This window comes from Ensifer oleiphilus (assembly GCF_013371465.1).
GTDB lineage: Bacteria > Pseudomonadota > Alphaproteobacteria > Rhizobiales > Rhizobiaceae > Ensifer > Ensifer oleiphilus.
This window is the reverse complement of the sequence record NZ_JABWDU010000002.1, coordinates 160,623-177,369: the sequence shown is the minus strand read 5'-3', so window position 1 is coordinate 177,369 and position 16,747 is coordinate 160,623. Positions and strand designations below refer to the sequence as shown.

Here is a 16,747-nt window from a genome sequence, read left to right as displayed (position 1 = left end):
AGAACAGTCATCCGTATTTGCTGTGGATTGTCGATCCTGCAAACAAAGGTTGTTGGCAGGATCGCCTGGGAAACACAGGGCCGCCGGGGACGACGGCCCTGCGAAAAGGATCAACCCGGATGGCTGCCTTCAACGACAGCGAGTGCCGCCATGTTTACCACGCCGCGCGAGGTCACGGACGGCGACAGGATGTGCGCCGGCAGCGCCGAGCCGAGCAGGATCGGTCCGACATGCAGGCTGTCCGTCATCGTCTTGACGACGCCGAGCGTGATGTTGGCGGCATCGAGGTTCGGGAAGACCAGCAGATTGGCTTCGCCCGAAAGCGTGCTGTTGGGCATGACGCGCTGGCGCAGCACTTCGGAGATGGCCGAATCACCATGCATTTCGCCATCGACTTCGAGCTCGGGCGCTAGTTCGCGCACGAGCTGCAATGCGTGGCGCATCTTCGTGGCGCTTTCGGAATCGCGCGAGCCGAAGTTCGAGTGCGAGACCAGGGCCGCATGCGGTGTGATGCCGAAGCGGCGGATTTCCTGTGCGGCCATGACCGTCGTCTGGGCGATTTCTTCGGCACTCGGGCAATAGCTGACATAGGTGTCGGTGAAGAAGGTTGCGCCGCGCTGCGAGATCAAGAGGCTGAGCGCCGAGAAATCGAGAACGCCTTCGCGCTTGCCGATGATCTGCGAGACGTCGCGCAGGTGCTTGCTGTAGCGCCCTTCGACACCGCAGATCAAAGCGTCGGCTTCGCCGCGCTTGACCGCAAGCGCGCCAATCACAGTCGTGTTGGTGCGAACGATCGTCCGGGCGGCTTCCGGAATGACGCCGAGACGGCCGACAAGGGCGAAATAGTCCTCGACATAGTCGCGATAACGCGGGTCGCCCTCTGGGTTGACCACTTCGAAATCGACGTCGGGCCGAATGCGCAGGCCGTAGCGACGCAGGCGTGTTTCAATGATCTGCGGACGGCCGATCAGGATCGGGCGAGCCGTGCCCTCTTCGAGCAGCACCTGGGCTGCGCGCAGCACGCGCTCGTCTTCGCCTTCGGCAAAGATCACGCGGTTCTTCTGCGCGTTCTTGGCGGCGGCAAAGACCGGCTTCATGATGAAGCCCGAGCGGAAGACGAAGCGGTTCAGCTTGTCGAGATAGGCGTCATAGTCCTGGATCGGACGCGTCGCGACACCGCTCTCCTCGGCAGCCTTGGCGACGGCTGGCGCGATCCGGAGGATCAGGCGCTGGTCGAAGGGCGATGGGATCAGGTAATCGGGGCCGAAGACCGGCGTCTCGCCGGAATAGGCGCGGGCAGCGACATCCGATGGCTCCTCGCGGGCAAGGCCGGCGATGGCGCGGACAGCCGCCATCTTCATTTCTTCGTTGATCGTGCTTGCACCGCAGTCGAGTGCACCGCGGAAGATGTGCGGGAAGCAGAGCACGTTGTTGACCTGGTTGGGGAAATCCGAACGGCCGGTGCAGATCATTGCATCCGGGCGCGCCGCACGGGCAGCTTCCGGCATGATCTCGGGCGTCGGGTTGGCGAGCGCCATGATCAGCGGCTTTTCGGCCATCTGCACCAGCAGTTCCGGCTTCAGCACGCCGGCCGCGGACAGGCCTAGGAAGACGTCGGCGCCGCCGATGCTGTCGGCAAGCACCCGGTTGTCGCTTTCCTGGGCGTAGACCGACTTCCATTCGTCCATCAGAACTTCGCGGCCCTTGTAGACGAGGCCTTCGAGGTCGTGCACCCATATGTTTTCAGTCTTGGCGCCGAGTGTCACGAGCAGGTTGAGGCAGGCGAGCGCTGCGGCACCGGCACCCGAGGTGACGATCTTGGCCTTGGCGATGTCCTTGCCGGCCAGCTCCAGGCCGTTGAGGATCGCAGCCGCAACGATGATCGCGGTGCCATGCTGGTCGTCATGGAAGACGGGGATCTGCATCTTTTCGCGCAGCTGGCGCTCGACCTCGAAGCATTCCGGCGCCTTGATGTCTTCCAGGTTAATGCCGCCGAAGGTCGGCTCCAGCGCCGAGATGACGTCGACCATGCGTTCGATGCTGGAAGCATCGATCTCGATGTCGAAGACGTCGATGCCGGCGAATTTCTTGAACAGGACAGCCTTGCCTTCCATCACGGGCTTGGAGGCAAGCGGACCGATATTGCCGAGGCCGAGAACGGCCGTGCCGTTGGAAATGACCGCGACAAGGTTGGCGCGCGCCGTGTAGTCGGCTGCCGTTTCCGGATTGTCGCGGATGGCGATGCAGGGGGCAGCCACGCCGGGCGAATAGGCGAGCGCGAGGTCGCGCTGGTTGCCGAGCGGCTTGGTGGGCTGGATTTCGAGCTTCCCCGGGCGCGGGTAACGGTGGAAGAAAAGGGCCTGCTGGTCGATGTCGCCGCTGGCCGGACCGGTGTGGGATTTGGTTTTGTCGCCCGTGCTCATAGTCTGCATTCCTCTTTTTTGGACGTGGCCTTGTGGCACGAATTGCGAACCGCGTACAGTTTTTGCGCGGTTCTTTTCGGCCGGTGCGACGAAGCGGCCGGCGTCCGTGTCATCTTCCTGAAACACGAGTCTGGTTTTGACGGGCCCCAGAAGGCTCAATCAAGACGAGGCTGGTATGATGGCGGCGCCGCAAGACAACTCCGTAAGGCATCTCAGGACGTTGTTCATCTCCGACGTCCACCTCGGCTCCAAGGCGGCCAAGACCGACTTTCTCATTGATTTTCTTCGGTATCACGAGGCGGAAACCATCGTTCTCGTCGGCGACATCGTCGATGGCTGGCGGTTGAAGCGCAGCTGGTACTGGCCACAGAATTGCAACGACGTCGTCCAGAAGCTGCTGCGTAAGGCGCGCAAGGGCACGCGCATCATCTATATCCCCGGCAACCACGACGAGTTCATGCGCGATTTTCCGGGCGTTCACTTCGGCGGCATCGAGGTGGCGCAGCGCCACATGCACAAGGGTGCCGACGGCCGCAATTATCTGGTACTGCATGGCGACGAGTTCGACGTCGTCGTGCGCAACGCCCGCATCCTCGCCTATCTCGGCGACTGGGCCTACGACACGGCAATCGCCATCAATATCGGCCTCGCCGCCATTCGTCGCCGGCTCGGCATGCCCTATTGGTCGTTCTCGTCCTGGGCGAAGCTGCAGGTGAAACACGCGGTCAACTTCATCGGCGAGTTCCAGAAGGTGGTTGCCGACGAGGCAAGGCGCCACGACGCGCAAGGGGTGATCTGCGGCCATATCCATCACGCTGTAATCGAAGACATCGGCGACATCCGCTACATCAACACCGGCGACTGGGTCGAAAGCTGCACGGCGATTGCCGAGCACCACGACGGCACCATGGAACTGATCACCTGGCATCAGATGCGCGGCGGCGTCGTCGAAGCCGAGGGCACGGCCGAAGCCGAACGTCTGCTGGCGCAATTGCTGACGCAGCGGGCCGCCTGACGAGACTGCCGGGAACATACGGGCGGCGCTTGTAGCGAAATCTAGGTTATAGCGATCCTGCGGTGGGCTATGCTATTGCTGGCCCATAGCCATCAGGTCCTCCCATGATTCCCTCCCAAGCGCCCGCTGCCGTGGGCCCTCCGCCGCGTTATTTTACGCTTCGCACAGCCTTGCTCTTCTGCGCTCCGTTGATCGTCAACGGTTTCGCCATGCCGTATTTTCCGGTCTGGCTGACGACGCTTTCCATGAGCGATTTCGAGATCGGCGTCGTGCTGGCCTTGCCGATGTTCGTGCGCGTGTTCACGGCGCCAATCGCGGGCGTGATCGCCGATCGGCTCGGCGAGCGCACGATCGTCCTGATCTGGTCGGGGTTCCTGTCGCTGGCAACGGCTTTCGTGCTGTTTTACGCCCGAGAGTTCTGGCCGATCCTGATCATCTACACGCTGCAGTCGGCCGTCTATTCACCCTATGTGCCGATCGTCGAGGCGATCGCGCTTTCCGGGGTCAGGCGTTGGGGATTTGACTATGCCCAGATGCGGCTCTGGGGATCCGTTGCCTTCATCGGCGCAACCATGCTTGGTGGCTGGATGATCGGCATCTTCGGCGGCGACACGGTGCTGCCGGCGATGGCGATCGGATTCGGCTTGACGATCGTGATGGCCTTTGCTGCGCCCAAGGTCGGCCGGCCGCGACGTCCATCACCGATCACGGCCTTGACGGAACCTCCGCCGAAATCGTTGCGCCAACTCGATCTGCAACTGCTGCTGATCGGCGTCACGCTGGTCAACGCCAGCCACGCGATGCTGTTCGCCTTCTCGGCGATCTACTGGCAGCATATCGGCTATAGCGGCACGGAGATCGGCATTCTCTGGAGCGCGGGCGTTGCTGCCGAAGTGACCATGTTCATCTTCGCCAAGGCGATCATTCGGCGTTTCAGCGTCTGGACGATGATCCTGTCCGGCTGTTTCCTGGCCGTGCTGCGCTGGATCATCTTCCCGATGGATCTTGGCTTTTCCGGATATTTCGTGCTGCAGTGCTTTCACGCCTTCACTTATGCGATCATGCACACCGGCATGCAGAACAAGCTGGTGGAGCGCGTGGTCGAGGAGCAGGAGGCATCGGCGCAGGGCCTCTACTTCTTTTACACCGGCATCTTCACGGCGATCTTCACATTCCTGTCCGGCTATCTCTATGCCTGGTACGGGGTGAACGGGTTCTATTCGATGTCGGTCGTCGCCTTTGCCGGCTGCTGCTTTGCCCTGACCGCCCGGTACCTTCAGCCCCAGAGACGCGGCTCGGGCGGAAAGACCAGCGAGGCCTCGTAGCGCAAGCCCGGCGTACGATCGCGCGCCAGAAGCAGGGGCCCGTCGAGGTCGACGAAATCCGCGCCTTGGGCCGCCAGGATCGCCGGTGCCATGCCGAGCGAGGTTCCGACCATGCAACCGACCATCACCTTGAGGCCGAGGGACGCTGCCGCGTCGCGCATGCGAAGGGCTTCGGTCAGGCCGCCGGTCTTGTCGAGCTTGATGTTGACCGCGTCATAGCGGTCGACAAGGGCGGAGAGGTCGCCGGTCGCATGCACGCTCTCGTCGGCGCAAACCGGGACAGGGCGGCTGATCGTCGCGAGCGCCTGATCATGACCGGCGGGCAGCGGTTGTTCGATCAGGTCGATGCGCTGTTCGGCGCAGATGGCGAAATGGTAGGCGAGGCTGTCCGGCGTCCAGCCCTCATTGGCATCGAGAATGATGCGGCTCTCCGGCGCGCCTTCGCGCACGGCGCGGATGCGCGACGCATCGTCCGAAGTCCCGACTTTGATCTTGAGCAGGGTGCGGTGGGCATAGTGTACGGCCTGACTGCGCATAGCATCGGGTTCGGCCAACGAAAGCGTATAGGCCGTCGTCAGTATTCCAGGTGAAGAAAGATCGGCAAGTTCATGAACGGATTTGCCTTTCTTCTTTGCTTCCAAGTCCCAAAGTGCGCAGTCGACGGCGTTGCGCGCAGCACCCGGCTTCATCGCCGACTGCAATTGCTGACGCGTCAGGCCCTGTTCGATCTGTGGGCGAATGGCTTCGATCTCCGCGAGCACCGAGGCAATGGTTTCGTTGTAGCGGCCGTAGGGCACGCATTCGCCCCAGCCGCTGCTGCCGTCCGCGGTGATTCGGCAGGTCACCACGCTTGCGGTGGTCTTCGAGCCGCGTGAAATCGTGAAAGTGCCCGCAATCGGGAAGTCTTCGGTTGTCGCTTCGAGCACAGTTGACATGAAATCTTCTCCGGCGGGGGCTATCTGGCACATTGGTCGTGATGTTACCGGCTTCATCCGGATGACATCAAGGATGTGAGCCGTTATGACGGAGCAAGCTTTTACGAGCGGTTAGCAAATCGGGATGACAGAGACCAGGTGACGCGTTCCCAGACCAAGATCGTTGCGGATGTCGCGCTCGGCGGAGAGGCCGGAGGCTCTGATGGCACATACGTCTTTTCGGGCGTCTGGCGGCACGAGACGGCGGAAGCCATGGCCGTCAAGCTTGATCAGCTGGCCCGCAAGGGCGGCAGCGTCAGGCAGTTCGATCTCTCGGGTGTCACCGCCATGGATACGGCGGGGGCCTGGATCATCCGCCGTTTCATGACAAAGATCGCCGGGCCCAAGGAGGACGGGATCCAGTTTGTCGACGGCGGCCAACGCTATGTCGAGCTGATCGGCGCATTGCCGGCGGAACTTCCCACACCCGAAGATGACAGCGAGAAAGTTCCGCTGTTCCAGCGGCTCTTCGCCCCGGTTGGCGAGGTGATGATCGCCACCTGGAACGATATCGTCGCGGCGATGTACATTCTCGGTTCGGCGGTTCGCGGTGCCCAGCTCAAGCTCGGGCGACACAGCGGCCTCTCGCCGGCGGCGATTGTCCACCAGATCGACCGCATGGGCGTCAAGGCCGTGCCGATCATAATGCTGATGTCCTTCCTGATCGGCGCTATCATTGCGCAGCAGGGTGCGTTCCAGCTGCGCTATTTCGGTGCCGAAGTATTCGTCGTCGATCTCGTCGGTATCCTGCAATTGCGCGAAATCGGCGTCCTTTTGACGGCGATCATGATCGCTGGCCGTTCGGGCAGCGCGATCACCGCCGAGATCGGCTCGATGAAGATGCGCGAAGAGGTCGATGCGCTGAAGGTCATGGGCCTCAGCCCCGTCGGCGTCCTGGTGTTTCCGCGCCTTGTGGCTCTGACGATCGCCTTGCCGCTCTTGACCATCATCGCCAATTTCGCAGCGCTGACAGGCGCGGCGCTGGTCGCCTGGACATATTCGGGCATTACCATTGCAACCTTTCTGTCGCGTCTGCAGGAGGCCGTCGATTTTTCGTCGGTGGCGGCCGGTATGATCAAGGCACCGTTCATGGCGCTGATCATCGGCGTGGTGGCGGCCGTCGAAGGGTTGAAGGTGGGCGGCAGCGCCGAGTCGCTTGGTCGGCACGTGACGTCGTCGGTGGTCAAATCGATCTTCGTGGTGATCCTGATCGATGGCCTGTTTGCCATGTTCTACGCAGCGATCGAATTCTGAGGCGAATGGGACAATGGACACAACAGCCACAGAAAGACAGCCAGACGCCGCGAACGGCCATGAAGCGGTTCTGTCCGTGCGCGATCTGACCGTCGGCTTCGGTTCCCACATCGTTCTCGACAAGCTCAACCTGGAGATCTACCGCGGCGAAATCCTCGGTTTTGTCGGTGCCTCGGGTACCGGAAAATCGGTGCTGATGCGCACGGTCCTCAGGCTTTTGGCCAAGCGTTCCGGCACGATCGAGATCCTCGGCGCGGAGTACGACAAGATGTCGGAGGCCGACCGGATCGCGCTCGACATGCGTCTGGGCGTGCTTTTCCAGCACGGTGCGCTCTTTTCGGCGCTGACAGTGCGTGAAAACATCCAGGTGCCGATGCGCGAGTACCTCGACCTGTCGCAGAGCCTGATGGACGAACTGGCACGCGTGAAGATCGAATTGGTGGGCCTGGCGCCTGAGGCGGCCGACAAGTACCCATCCGAGCTTTCGGGCGGCATGATCAAGCGCGCCGCACTTGCCAGGGCTCTGGCGCTCGATCCGGACCTCGTCTTCCTCGACGAGCCGACGTCCGGCCTCGATCCGATCGGTGCGGCCGAGTTCGACGAGTTGATCGCCAAGCTGCGCGACACGCTCGGATTGACCGTGTATATGGTGACTCACGACCTCGACAGCCTGTTTTCGGTCTGCGATCGCATCGCAGTGCTCGGAAACAAAAAGGTTCTGGTCGAGGGGACCGTCGAGGACATGCTGGCCTGTGACGATCCCTGGGTGCAGTCCTATTTCCGGGGGAAACGGGCGCGGTCGATCGTGCGTCACGACGAATAGCGCAAGGGAGCCGGCGGGCAGCCTGGGAGACTTCCCGGATGTCTGAAGCAGATGAACGGCCGATAGGATGGCCACTGAGGTAGTCGGAACGAATGGAAACTAAAGCGAATTACGCCATTGTCGGCTTCTTCACCGTGTTCGTGATCGCGGCGGCCTTCGGCTTCGTCTACTGGATGTCGCAATATGGCCGCAGCGGCGAAATGGTCGAGCTGGTCGTCAACATTCCCGGCTCCGCCAACGGTCTTTCCGTCGGCTCGCCCGTTCGCTTCAACGGCATTCCCGTCGGCTCTGTCCGCAATCTGGCGATCGACGCCAACGACCCGCGCTATTCGATCGCAGTCACGGAAGTGTCCATCGACGCACCCGTGCTGAAATCGACCAAGGCGACGCTGGAAGTGCAGGGCTTGACGGGCGCCGCCTACATCGAACTCAGCGGCGGCAACAAGGGCGACGAGAACATTCTGAGGAATGCGCTCGAGAAGGGCACCCAGGCGCGCATCCTCGCCGACCAATCGAGCGTCACCAGCCTTCTGGCGACCGCCGACAAGATCATGGACCGCGCCAACGACGCGATCACCGATATTCAGGGCTTCGTCAAGGATGTGCGCGGTCCACTGACCGGCACAATCAGCAACGCTGAAAAGTTCTCCAAGGCGCTTGCCGACAATTCCGGCGCGATCGACGATTTCCTGAAGAGCGTCACCGAGCTTTCGGCATCGATCAATGCCGCGTCGAAGAAGCTCGATTCGACTCTTGCTTCGGCCGATGTGCTCGTTAAGTCGGTCGATCCGAAGAAGATCGATCACATCGTGAGCAATGTCGAGCAGATGAGCAACGACCTGAAGGCCGCCTCCGGCGGGGTTTCCGAGACCATCGCAGCGTTCAAGCGTACGGTGGAGACCTATGACCAGTTCGGCAAGAACGCACAGAAGACGCTCGAGCGCGTCGATACCCTGGTGGCTGCCGTCGACAAACAGAAGGTCGAGCTCGTTGTCAACGACATCTCGGCGGCAAGTGCCGACGCCCGTAAGGCCGTCGCCGACATCACGCAGTTTGCCGCGAAGATCACGGCACGCCAGCAGGACATCGACCGCACGATCACCGACGTCACCCAGATGGCGAGCAAGCTCAACGCGGCATCGAACCGGGTCGACAGCATTCTGGTCAAGGTGGACGGCTTCCTCGGCGATGCGGATGCGCCGTCGCTCTCGGCCGAGGCGCGCAGCACGCTCGAATCCTTCCGCAAGGTGGCCGAGAACCTCAATGCCCAGATCGGTCCGATCGCCGACAATCTGAAGCGGTTCTCCGGCGGAGGCCTTCGCGATGTCGAGGCGCTGGTGAGCGATACGCGCCGCACGGTGCAGAGCCTCGAGAATACGATTTCGACATTCGACAAGAATCCGCAGCGCCTTCTCTTCGGCGGCGAAACGGTCAAGCAATATGATGGTCGCACCCGACGGTGAATCAGGTAAGACAGATCCGGTGCGGGGCTAGGCGGGTTGCTTTCAATAGCGAGCGCTCTAAGGTGCTGCTTATTGGACAAGGGTTTGGGCAGTATGAATTTTCCGGGGCTGGTGCGTGTGCGTAAGACGGGAGCGAAGCGCTCCGCGATGATCTTCACGCTGGCTGTGTTGCTGGCGGGCTGCGGGGCAGGAGCCGCCGTCAACGATACGTTCAGCCTTTCCTCATCGCCCGTCGTCGAGGGGCGCGGGGCGACCAGCAAGCAGATCCTCGTGCCGGAACCGACGGCGTTGAAGGCACTCGACAGCGACCAGATCGTCATCCGACTGTCCGGCTCGGAACTGCAATATCTCTCCAAGGCGCAATGGAGCGACCGCCTGCCACGCATGGTTCAGGCCAAACTGGTTCAGGCCTTCGAGAATACCGGCAAAATCGGCGGCGTCGGCAAGCCGGGCGAAGGTCTGGCGATCGACTATCAGGTGATCAGCGAAATCCGCTCGTTCGAGATATCTACGGAAGGCGCCGACACGGCAGTCGTCGAGATCTTCGCCAAGCTCGTCAACGACCGGAATGGCACGGTACGCGCACAGAAGGCGTTCCGCGCGACTGCCAGCGTCAAGGGCACCGGTAACCCGGCTTTCGTCAAGGCGCTCGATCAGGCGTTCGCCACCGTCGCGTCCGAGATCGTCGGTTGGACGCTCGGTTCGATCTGAGCTAGCCCTGCCTGACCTCCGCCGCCTCGATGCGGTTGACGACCTCGACGACACCTTCTGTCAGTCTTGCGGCTTCTTCGGCGCGCGCACTCTCTGCTTGGGTGGCGACATGACCGGAGAGCATGATCGTATTTCCTGTGCAAATGACGATGACATCGGCGGCATCGAGCCCCGGTGTCACGGCCAGGCCGTGAGCAACGCGGCGTTCCAGCTCCGCCGGCTGATCACCCGCCGTCCGCTCGGGCTCCATGCCGTGGAATGTGCGTTTCTTGAAGATCATGGTTGCGTCCCTCCGTGCCTTGGCCAAGGACAACGCCAGCGATCGTGATTTGTTCAGCTGTTCCAATCGAAACAGTGCGAAACCGGTTTTCATGCGATGGCTCTGACATGCGGATCGCACGTCATTCCTGGCCGCAGACTTCGAACGGGGAACATCCATGCGCCATTCTTTCATCGCCATCGCTGCTGCGATGACGACGGTCTTTGCCGTCACCATGCCTGTCATGGCTGGCACGTACAGTTACGGCTATCGACAGACCTGCGTCGTCAAGACAGTAAAGAGCTACGGTGCCTATGGCCGGCTGGTGATGAAGAAGGTTCGGATCTGCAAGTGATGACTGCGCTCCTTTGGTCGCATGCGGTTTCACGCTGTCGTCGGTTTGACACGTCGTCACCGAGACAAGCAGGCGGGCTGATTACCCGGGTGTGCGGCCGGTCGCGAGCATCTCCATGACAACGGACATGGACCGATCCTCGCCGGCGACATAGTCCGCAAAGGTCGGCTTGACCGGCACGTTCGGTTCAAGGGAGCCTGCCGGGACGTCATAGATGTAGTTCAACAGAAAGCACGTCCTGAGCTGTGCCAAGCTGAATCCGTTCTGCCAGTCGTGGAAGCCGGTGGTATAGCGGATCGCAAGCTTGGAATTTGGCAGAACGGCGAGGCCTCCTTCGCCCCAGAACTGCATGCGATCGCCCACGGGCTCGCCAATGATGGTGACACGAGCTCCACCGTAATGTTTCAGCCAAGCTGCGGTGCTGATAGCTGCGGAGAACGTGTTCCCGCTGGTCAGTATGAACAGCCGCCCCGCCGGTGGCAGAATCTCCGGCAAACGTCGGGCAAATTCAGCCGAGAGCACGTAGTTGCCGCCATTGTTAAAGCGCAGGTCGACGATCGCGTTGCGAATTGGCTTCTCAGCGGATTCATCGAGGATGTCGGAAAGATACGCAGAGAGATCCAGCGGCGCCTGATCGCGCACACGGTTGATTTGAACGTAAAGCAAGTCGGGCAGGGGATAGGAGTGCCAGTAATTGCGATCGGGTTGGGAGAGATACTGCGGCGGCACTGTACCGTCGAGAACATGTCTCCACCCGGATGTACTGCCGGCTTGCGCGATCGGGCTCAGATCACGTGCGGGCCAAAAGTTGGTGCTCTGGGGCTCCTGGGTACCGGGCATCGCGGCGAGTTCCACCGGAACGATGCTCCGATCTGCGAGGCGCATGTCATAGGTGCTGCTTGCTGGCGTTTCAGCAAGGCCGGCCGCATGGAGCAGCTCCGGCGAGATCAGGAAGTTTGGCGCCAGCTCCTTGGCAAGATTGGCAGGGCCGCCAACATATGGCCGCAGCGCCGCCACCAATGCATCCGCCGTTTTACCATTCACACTGAGGACCTGCCTCCCAAGCAGATGGCTTTGACCGTCAGCGGCGGCGATCACGAACAGCCCATCGGCAAACCAGCCGAAACGAATAGGCACGGCATTGAAACTGCGACCGCCAACGAGCCCGACAACATTGGTATGCCCGTTGTCGGCGAGCGCCACTGCCTTCGCCGTCGCCATTGCCAGTCCGGCCCGGTCGAGATCCCCGGCGCGTTGTTCCATCTCGCTAAGGGCGAGCGCGAATGCAGCTTTGGCTTCGGGCGTGAAGCTCCGTTCGAAATCCAGAAAATGCCGCAAATGGGCGATGTCCTGCGTATTTGCGTCCAGCCGGGAAACGCCTGCCTGGACGGGAGGAGCCTTCGGATAGGCTTTCAGTGTCGGGTAAACGATAAATGCAAGTGGCGTCAGAATGAGAAGGGCCAACAGCGCGATCGTGATCGCGGATAACTTGAGCCACCGCGGGACGCGCTTCTTGCGTCGGTCGGCAGTGTGTGTCGTGTTCTCGTTCGACATGCGCTCGCCCTTCTCGCGTGGTGATGATTTGTCATCCGTCGATGCCATTTTGGGGACCGGCATCGCCACCCGGATCCTGCACAAGATCCAAACAGTGCAGCGGAGCCCATGGGGACGGACAGATTGGGACTGGGATTTCGACAAAACGGAATGCTTGCGTGGCGGCGCGAAAAGCTTTTGCGGCACCACGTCTAGTAGATGTTTATGGGTCTGGAAAAGCGCAAGGACCCGAGCGCATTTCACGGCGCAAGGCGCTGTGAAATGGTCTGAACCAGCACGTTGAAGTGTTCGGAGAGCGTTTCAAATGGCGAAGCCGATGTGTTCGGCAAAGGCGGAAAGGCACTTGGCCCCAACTCGCAATTTGGAATCCGGTCCTGCCGGCCTTCTGCCAGCGCCCATCACAAGACGGACCCCGACCGATCTCTTCTCAGATCGGTCGGGTCACGAAGCATACCAAAGCGCGTCGCGATTTTTCAGATTCGCTGGTTGCGCTTTAAGTTCTTGTTTCTGTGCATGCCGGTGTCGCAAAACCACAACACACTTTGCGCGACCTGCTTTAGGGCCAGCGCACGACCGGGGGCAGGGACGAGAGGATCGACTCGACGTTGCCGCCGGTCTTCAGTCCGAAGATGGTGCCGCGATCATAAAGCAGGTTGAACTCGACGTAACGGCCGCGGCGCACGAGCTGTTCGTCGCGATCTTCCTCGGTCCATGGCGTGTTGAAATTGCTGCGGACGATCTTCGGATAGACGAGAGCGAAAGCCTTGCCGAGGTCGCGCGTAAAGGCGAAGTCGGCCTCCCAGCCGCCTTGCTCATCCGCGGAGCGCAGCCAATCGTAGAAGATGCCGCCCGTGCCTCGCGGCTCATTCCGGTGTTTCAGGAAGAAATAGTCGTCGCACCATTGCTTGTATTTGGCGTGATCGGCAACCGCGTGGCGATTGCAGGTGATCTCCATGGCGCGATGGAACAGCTGGGTGTCCGGATCGGTCATGACGCGGCGGCGGTCGAGCACCGGCGTCAGGTCGGCGCCACCGCCGAACCAGTTGCTGGTGGTAACGACCATGCGGGTGTTCATGTGAACGGCCGGCACGTTCGGGTTAACGGGATGCGCGATCAGTGAAATGCCCGACGCCCAGAAGCGTGGGTCTTCACTGGCGCCGGGGATCTGCTCGCGGAATTCGGGCGAGAATTCGCCGAAGACGGTCGAGGTGTGTACTCCGACCTTCTCGAAGACACGCCCCTCCATCATCGACATGCGACCGCCGCCGCCTTCGCCGCCGTCCCGGCTCCATTCCTTGCCGACGAAGCGGCCGGGCTCCCGGTCGGACAGCGGCCCGGTCAGGTCATCTTCGACCGCTTCGAATGCGGCGCAGATCGTGTCGCGCAGGCTTTCGAACCAGGCCCTGGCTGCGGCCTTCTTGTCTTCGATATCGGCAGGCAGCCCCTGAGGCAGTTGCGGTCGTTCCATGAAAATTTGTCCTGTTCGCGGCTTTGCGCGCCGGAAAGCCGCCGATTCGTTGATGTGCGCCACAGTTCATATTTCCGCCGGATTGGCAACGGCGGTCGGGCTATCGGTGTGCTGCGTAGTTCCCGAAATCAGCTTCGATGTAAGCAGAAGATTTGCCGCGAGTCTAAAGTGCTACTGCGTCTTTTTGCGCGTCAAGTTTCACGCGCTCAATCGCAGTCTGCCGCATCGGATGGACGGTGTAAAACGGACTCGCAATGGATCCATACCCACACTATCTTTACCCTCAGAGGTATGGTCCATGGCGAGAATACCCGCAGCTCCGCCGCTTGATGGTTTACGGCGTCAGATCGCCCGGCATCGCCGGGACAATCCGGCCCGAGGCGATGGCCTTTTCGTGCGTGAAACCTTTCGGCTCGATCGCAGTGCTGCCCGCGCCAAGGCGCGCGAATGGTTCGATACCTGGCCGAAAGCCGCCTACTGGACCGAGGTGGAAAGCTGGCGCCAGCTCGATGGCGACCAGATCGAATTTACGATGCGCCGTCTCCCGACTGCGGATTGATTCCGCTACGAGCATCGCCGGTCCGTGCCCCCCCCTAGGGTTGACCGTCCTCTTCCGTTGCATCCATCAACCGCGGGCCAGCGCCTTCCATCGAAAGCACATCGTGCGGATTGCGTAGCGGACATTCCCTCAGCGACAGACATCCGCAGCCGATGCAGCTTGTCAGATGGTCGCGCAGCGCCATCAGGCTCGCAATGCGCTCGTTCAGTTGCTCATGCCAGCTCTCCGACAGGCGCGCCCAATCCTGAACCGTCAAGGGACGGTCGTCTGGCAGGACCGTCAACGCCGCCTGGATTTCCGCAAGCGGAATCCCCGTGCGCTGCGCGACCTTGATCACTGCCACGCGCCGCAGAACGCTGCGTGGATAACGACGCTGGTTGCCGCGGCTGCGGTTGCTGCGGATCAGCCCCTTGGCTTCATAGAAGTGGAGAGTGGAAACGGCGACGCCGCTGCGCTCGGCGACTTCGCCGACCGTGAGTTCACGTCGCATCTCGCTGTTTCTGACAATCGTCATGACGCCTATTGACCTCAACTAATGTTGAGGTTTTATAGCATGAGCTCCATGGAAGTCACAACAAGGAGCTGATCCCCATGACAGAGAAAATGACGCTTGCGGTGATCTACGGCAGCGCCCGGCAGGGCCGCTTCTGCGATACGGTCGCCAACTGGCTGATCCGCGAGATTTCGGATTCCCCCGTGTTCAATCTCACGGTCATCGACCCGGCGCGGCTGCGGGCGTCGCGCGGCGTCGGTGCTGCGGTCAATCCCGGCGAGTGGGTGGAGCGCAAGGTCGCGGAAGCGGACGCCTTTCTGGTGGTGACGCCGGAATACAACCACGGCTACCCGGCCGCGCTGAAGGAGCTGATCGATTCGGTCTACGAGCCCTGGCATGCCAAGCCCGTTGCCTTCGTCTCCTATGGCGGTGCATCCGGCGGTATCCGTGCCGTCGAACAGCTGCGGCAGGTTTTTGGCGAGTTGCACGCGGTGACGCTGCGCGACGGCGTCCAGTTTGCCAAGGCCTGGTCGAAATTCGATGCGGCCGGCAACCTCTATAAACCAGAGGAGATGCGCGCACCGCTGTTCCTGATGATGGATCGGCTCATCTGGTGGGCGCGGACGTTGAAGCAGGCCCGCAAGGTGACGCCCTACAACGAGATTGCTGCATAGATGGTAAGGGCGCCGCTGTCGTCGGCGCCCATCACCTCCCATCGGGAACGGCGAGGCAGAGCGATGCGAAGCTTTTCAGACCGGCTGAACCTGCCGGATTGCCTCGCCGGCGATCATCGCGGCAGACATGGCGACATTCAACGACCGTTGCCCCTCCGCCATCGGGATGAGGATGCGACCCTCCGCGCGATCATGCACATGGTCCGGCACGCCAGCGCTTTCGCGCCCGAAGAGCAGGATGTCATCCGGAAGGAACTGGAAACGGGTGTAGGGCTCGGCGGCCTTGGTGGAAGCAAGGACAAGCCTTCGCCCGGTCGAAGCCCGCCACGCCTCGAACCGTTCCCAGTTGATGTGGCGGGTGAGGGCGACCGAGGCGATGTAGTCCATGCCGGCCCGCTTGAGGTTTCGGTCGGAAAGATCGAAACCCGCCGGCTCGATGACATCGACGGAAAGCCCAAGGCAGGCGGCAAGGCGCAGGATCGTGCCGGTATTACCGGGAATGTCGGGCTGGTAGAGGGCAATGCGAAGGTCACTCACGTCCGGTCACTTTCCTTGCGGCCTGTCTTCTGGTGCGGAGAACTCATGCGCGAGAATCCCCATCATGATGTCATCGTGCCATTCGCCATCTACCAGCGCCGCCTCCCGTTCGCGCCCCTCGATCGAAAAGCCGCATTTGCGGTAGCAGGCAATCGCACGCTCGTTGAAGGCGAGCACACGCAGCGAAACACGATGCAGGGCGAGCGCGCCAAACGCATGAGCCAATACAAGCTTCGTGGCGGCCGTGCCAAGCCCCTGACCGAGCCGTTTCGGATCGAGGATCCCTATAGCGAAGGAAGCTCGCCTGTCGTGCCGATCGATATTGTCGAGCCTGACTTCGCCAATGAGCCCGTCGCAGTCGATAATCCAGGCAGCCGGGTGCTCGCTGTTGGCCCGCAACCACGCTTCGGCGTCGGCTTTAGTGTAGGGGCGAGTAACGAATGCTTCGCCGCCGAACATGCGATAGATCTCCGGATGACGCCCGAGTGCCAGCCGCGCCTCGACGTCGCTTTCCTGCGCGCGCCTCAGCAGGAAATCCTGCCCCTTCAACTCGATAGGGGGCGTCGATGATGCATTCATGGGCGTTTCCTGCAGATGACTGTCGTGTTCTCGCTGATTTTGTGGTCGCTAATCTGTGCCGAACTAGCAACATCCGGCCGAACGATGAAAAAACAGGCAAGAAAGTGTCTGCGACAATCTGGCATGTCGGCGCGAATAGAGGTAGACAGAACCTCTCTTCAACGCGAACCGACGGAGGCAATGATGACTATATTGATGTTGACACGCCTTCCTGGAGTGATGGGCCGCCGTTTGGCCTGACCGGTTTCGCGACCTATCTTTCAAGAGATTTATGCGCGCTT

At 61.4% G+C, this 16,747-nt stretch carries 17 protein-coding genes; 9 read left to right on the top strand and 8 right to left on the bottom strand.

Annotation, left to right across the window (positions count from 1 at the left end; genetic code table 11):
* Nucleotides 1-110: 110 nt before the first annotated feature.
* A complete protein-coding gene (locus tag HT585_RS07545; protein ID WP_176352335.1) occupies nucleotides 111-2,423 on the bottom strand; it encodes an NADP-dependent malic enzyme in 2,313 nt (770 codons plus the stop codon).
* 175 nt (nucleotides 2,424-2,598) lie between these two features.
* Between HT585_RS07545 and HT585_RS07540 the strand changes: the two genes are divergently transcribed.
* A complete protein-coding gene (locus HT585_RS07540; RefSeq protein WP_176352334.1) occupies nucleotides 2,599-3,438 on the top strand; it encodes a UDP-2,3-diacylglucosamine diphosphatase in 840 nt (279 codons plus the stop codon).
* 104 nt (nucleotides 3,439-3,542) lie between these two features.
* Complete coding sequence (locus tag HT585_RS07535; protein WP_176352333.1) at nucleotides 3,543-4,763, top strand: MFS transporter; 1,221 nt, start codon at nucleotides 3,543-3,545, stop codon at nucleotides 4,761-4,763.
* Here the strand turns inward: HT585_RS07535 and dgcA are convergent.
* Nucleotides 4,715-5,698 (bottom strand): N-acetyl-D-Glu racemase DgcA, encoded by a 984-nt coding sequence (gene dgcA / locus HT585_RS07530; protein ID WP_176352332.1) that lies wholly within the window; start codon nucleotides 5,696-5,698, stop codon nucleotides 4,715-4,717. The two genes, HT585_RS07535 and dgcA, sit on opposite strands and share 49 nt — an antisense overlap.
* Nucleotides 5,699-5,836: 138 nt before the next feature.
* Between dgcA and HT585_RS07525 the strand changes: the two genes are divergently transcribed.
* The 4 genes from HT585_RS07525 (at nucleotide 5,837) to HT585_RS07510 (ending at nucleotide 9,988) form a co-directional block, all read left to right on the top strand.
* Complete coding sequence (locus tag HT585_RS07525; protein ID WP_176352331.1) at nucleotides 5,837-6,991, top strand: MlaE family lipid ABC transporter permease subunit; 1,155 nt, start codon at nucleotides 5,837-5,839, stop codon at nucleotides 6,989-6,991.
* 13 nt (nucleotides 6,992-7,004) lie between these two features.
* Nucleotides 7,005-7,814, top strand: a complete 810-nt coding sequence (locus HT585_RS07520; RefSeq protein ID WP_176352330.1) for an ABC transporter ATP-binding protein — start codon at nucleotides 7,005-7,007, stop codon at nucleotides 7,812-7,814.
* A 92-nt stretch (nucleotides 7,815-7,906) separates the two neighbouring features.
* Nucleotides 7,907-9,277, top strand: a complete 1,371-nt coding sequence (locus HT585_RS07515) for an MlaD family protein (protein ID WP_176352329.1) — start codon at nucleotides 7,907-7,909, stop codon at nucleotides 9,275-9,277.
* Between the two features lie 93 nt (nucleotides 9,278-9,370).
* On the top strand, nucleotides 9,371-9,988 hold the full coding sequence (locus HT585_RS07510; protein ID WP_176353227.1) for an ABC-type transport auxiliary lipoprotein family protein: 618 nt from the start codon (nucleotides 9,371-9,373) through the stop codon (nucleotides 9,986-9,988).
* Nucleotide 9,989: 1 nt separating this feature from the next.
* On the opposite strand, the gene HT585_RS07505 is transcribed toward HT585_RS07510, so the two are convergent.
* Nucleotides 9,990-10,268: a BON domain-containing protein gene (locus tag HT585_RS07505; RefSeq protein WP_176352328.1), complete on the bottom strand. Its 279-nt coding sequence runs from the start codon at nucleotides 10,266-10,268 to the stop codon at nucleotides 9,990-9,992.
* Between the two features lie 157 nt (nucleotides 10,269-10,425).
* Between HT585_RS07505 and HT585_RS07500 the strand changes: the two genes are divergently transcribed.
* Nucleotides 10,426-10,602, top strand: a complete 177-nt coding sequence (locus tag HT585_RS07500) for a hypothetical protein (RefSeq protein ID WP_176352327.1) — start codon at nucleotides 10,426-10,428, stop codon at nucleotides 10,600-10,602.
* A gap of 81 nt (nucleotides 10,603-10,683) precedes the next feature.
* Here the strand turns inward: HT585_RS07500 and HT585_RS07495 are convergent, their stop codons facing one another.
* Nucleotides 10,684-12,204: a S41 family peptidase gene (locus HT585_RS07495; RefSeq protein WP_176352326.1), complete on the bottom strand. Its 1,521-nt coding sequence runs from the start codon at nucleotides 12,202-12,204 to the stop codon at nucleotides 10,684-10,686.
* A 508-nt stretch (nucleotides 12,205-12,712) separates the two neighbouring features.
* Entirely contained in the window at nucleotides 12,713-13,624 is a 912-nt protein-coding gene (gene hemF / locus HT585_RS07490) for an oxygen-dependent coproporphyrinogen oxidase (RefSeq protein ID WP_176352325.1), read from the bottom strand.
* 298 nt (nucleotides 13,625-13,922) lie between these two features.
* On the opposite strand from hemF, the gene HT585_RS07485 reads away from it, so the two are divergent.
* Nucleotides 13,923-14,183: a hypothetical protein gene (locus tag HT585_RS07485; protein ID WP_173420101.1), complete on the top strand. Its 261-nt coding sequence runs from the start codon at nucleotides 13,923-13,925 to the stop codon at nucleotides 14,181-14,183.
* Between the two features lie 34 nt (nucleotides 14,184-14,217).
* Here the strand turns inward: HT585_RS07485 and soxR are convergent, their stop codons facing one another.
* Nucleotides 14,218-14,697 carry a redox-sensitive transcriptional activator SoxR gene (gene soxR, locus HT585_RS07480; RefSeq protein ID WP_176352324.1) on the bottom strand — a complete coding sequence of 160 codons (480 nt, stop codon included), beginning with the start codon at nucleotides 14,695-14,697 and terminating at the stop codon, nucleotides 14,218-14,220.
* A 77-nt stretch (nucleotides 14,698-14,774) separates the two neighbouring features.
* On the opposite strand from soxR, the gene HT585_RS07475 reads away from it, so the two are divergent.
* The gene (locus HT585_RS07475; RefSeq protein ID WP_176352323.1) at nucleotides 14,775-15,350 is read left to right on the top strand and encodes an NADPH-dependent FMN reductase; all 576 of its coding nucleotides are present in this window, start codon (nucleotides 14,775-14,777) and stop codon (nucleotides 15,348-15,350) included.
* Between the two features lie 75 nt (nucleotides 15,351-15,425).
* Here HT585_RS07475 and HT585_RS07470 read toward each other — a convergent pair whose 3' ends face one another.
* Both HT585_RS07470 and HT585_RS07465 read right to left on the bottom strand, forming a co-directional pair.
* A complete protein-coding gene (locus tag HT585_RS07470; protein WP_176352322.1) occupies nucleotides 15,426-15,887 on the bottom strand; it encodes a TrmH family RNA methyltransferase in 462 nt (153 codons plus the stop codon).
* Between the two features lie 6 nt (nucleotides 15,888-15,893).
* Nucleotides 15,894-16,466: a GNAT family N-acetyltransferase gene (locus tag HT585_RS07465; RefSeq protein WP_176352321.1), complete on the bottom strand. Its 573-nt coding sequence runs from the start codon at nucleotides 16,464-16,466 to the stop codon at nucleotides 15,894-15,896.
* Between the last annotated feature and the right edge of the window lie 281 nt (nucleotides 16,467-16,747).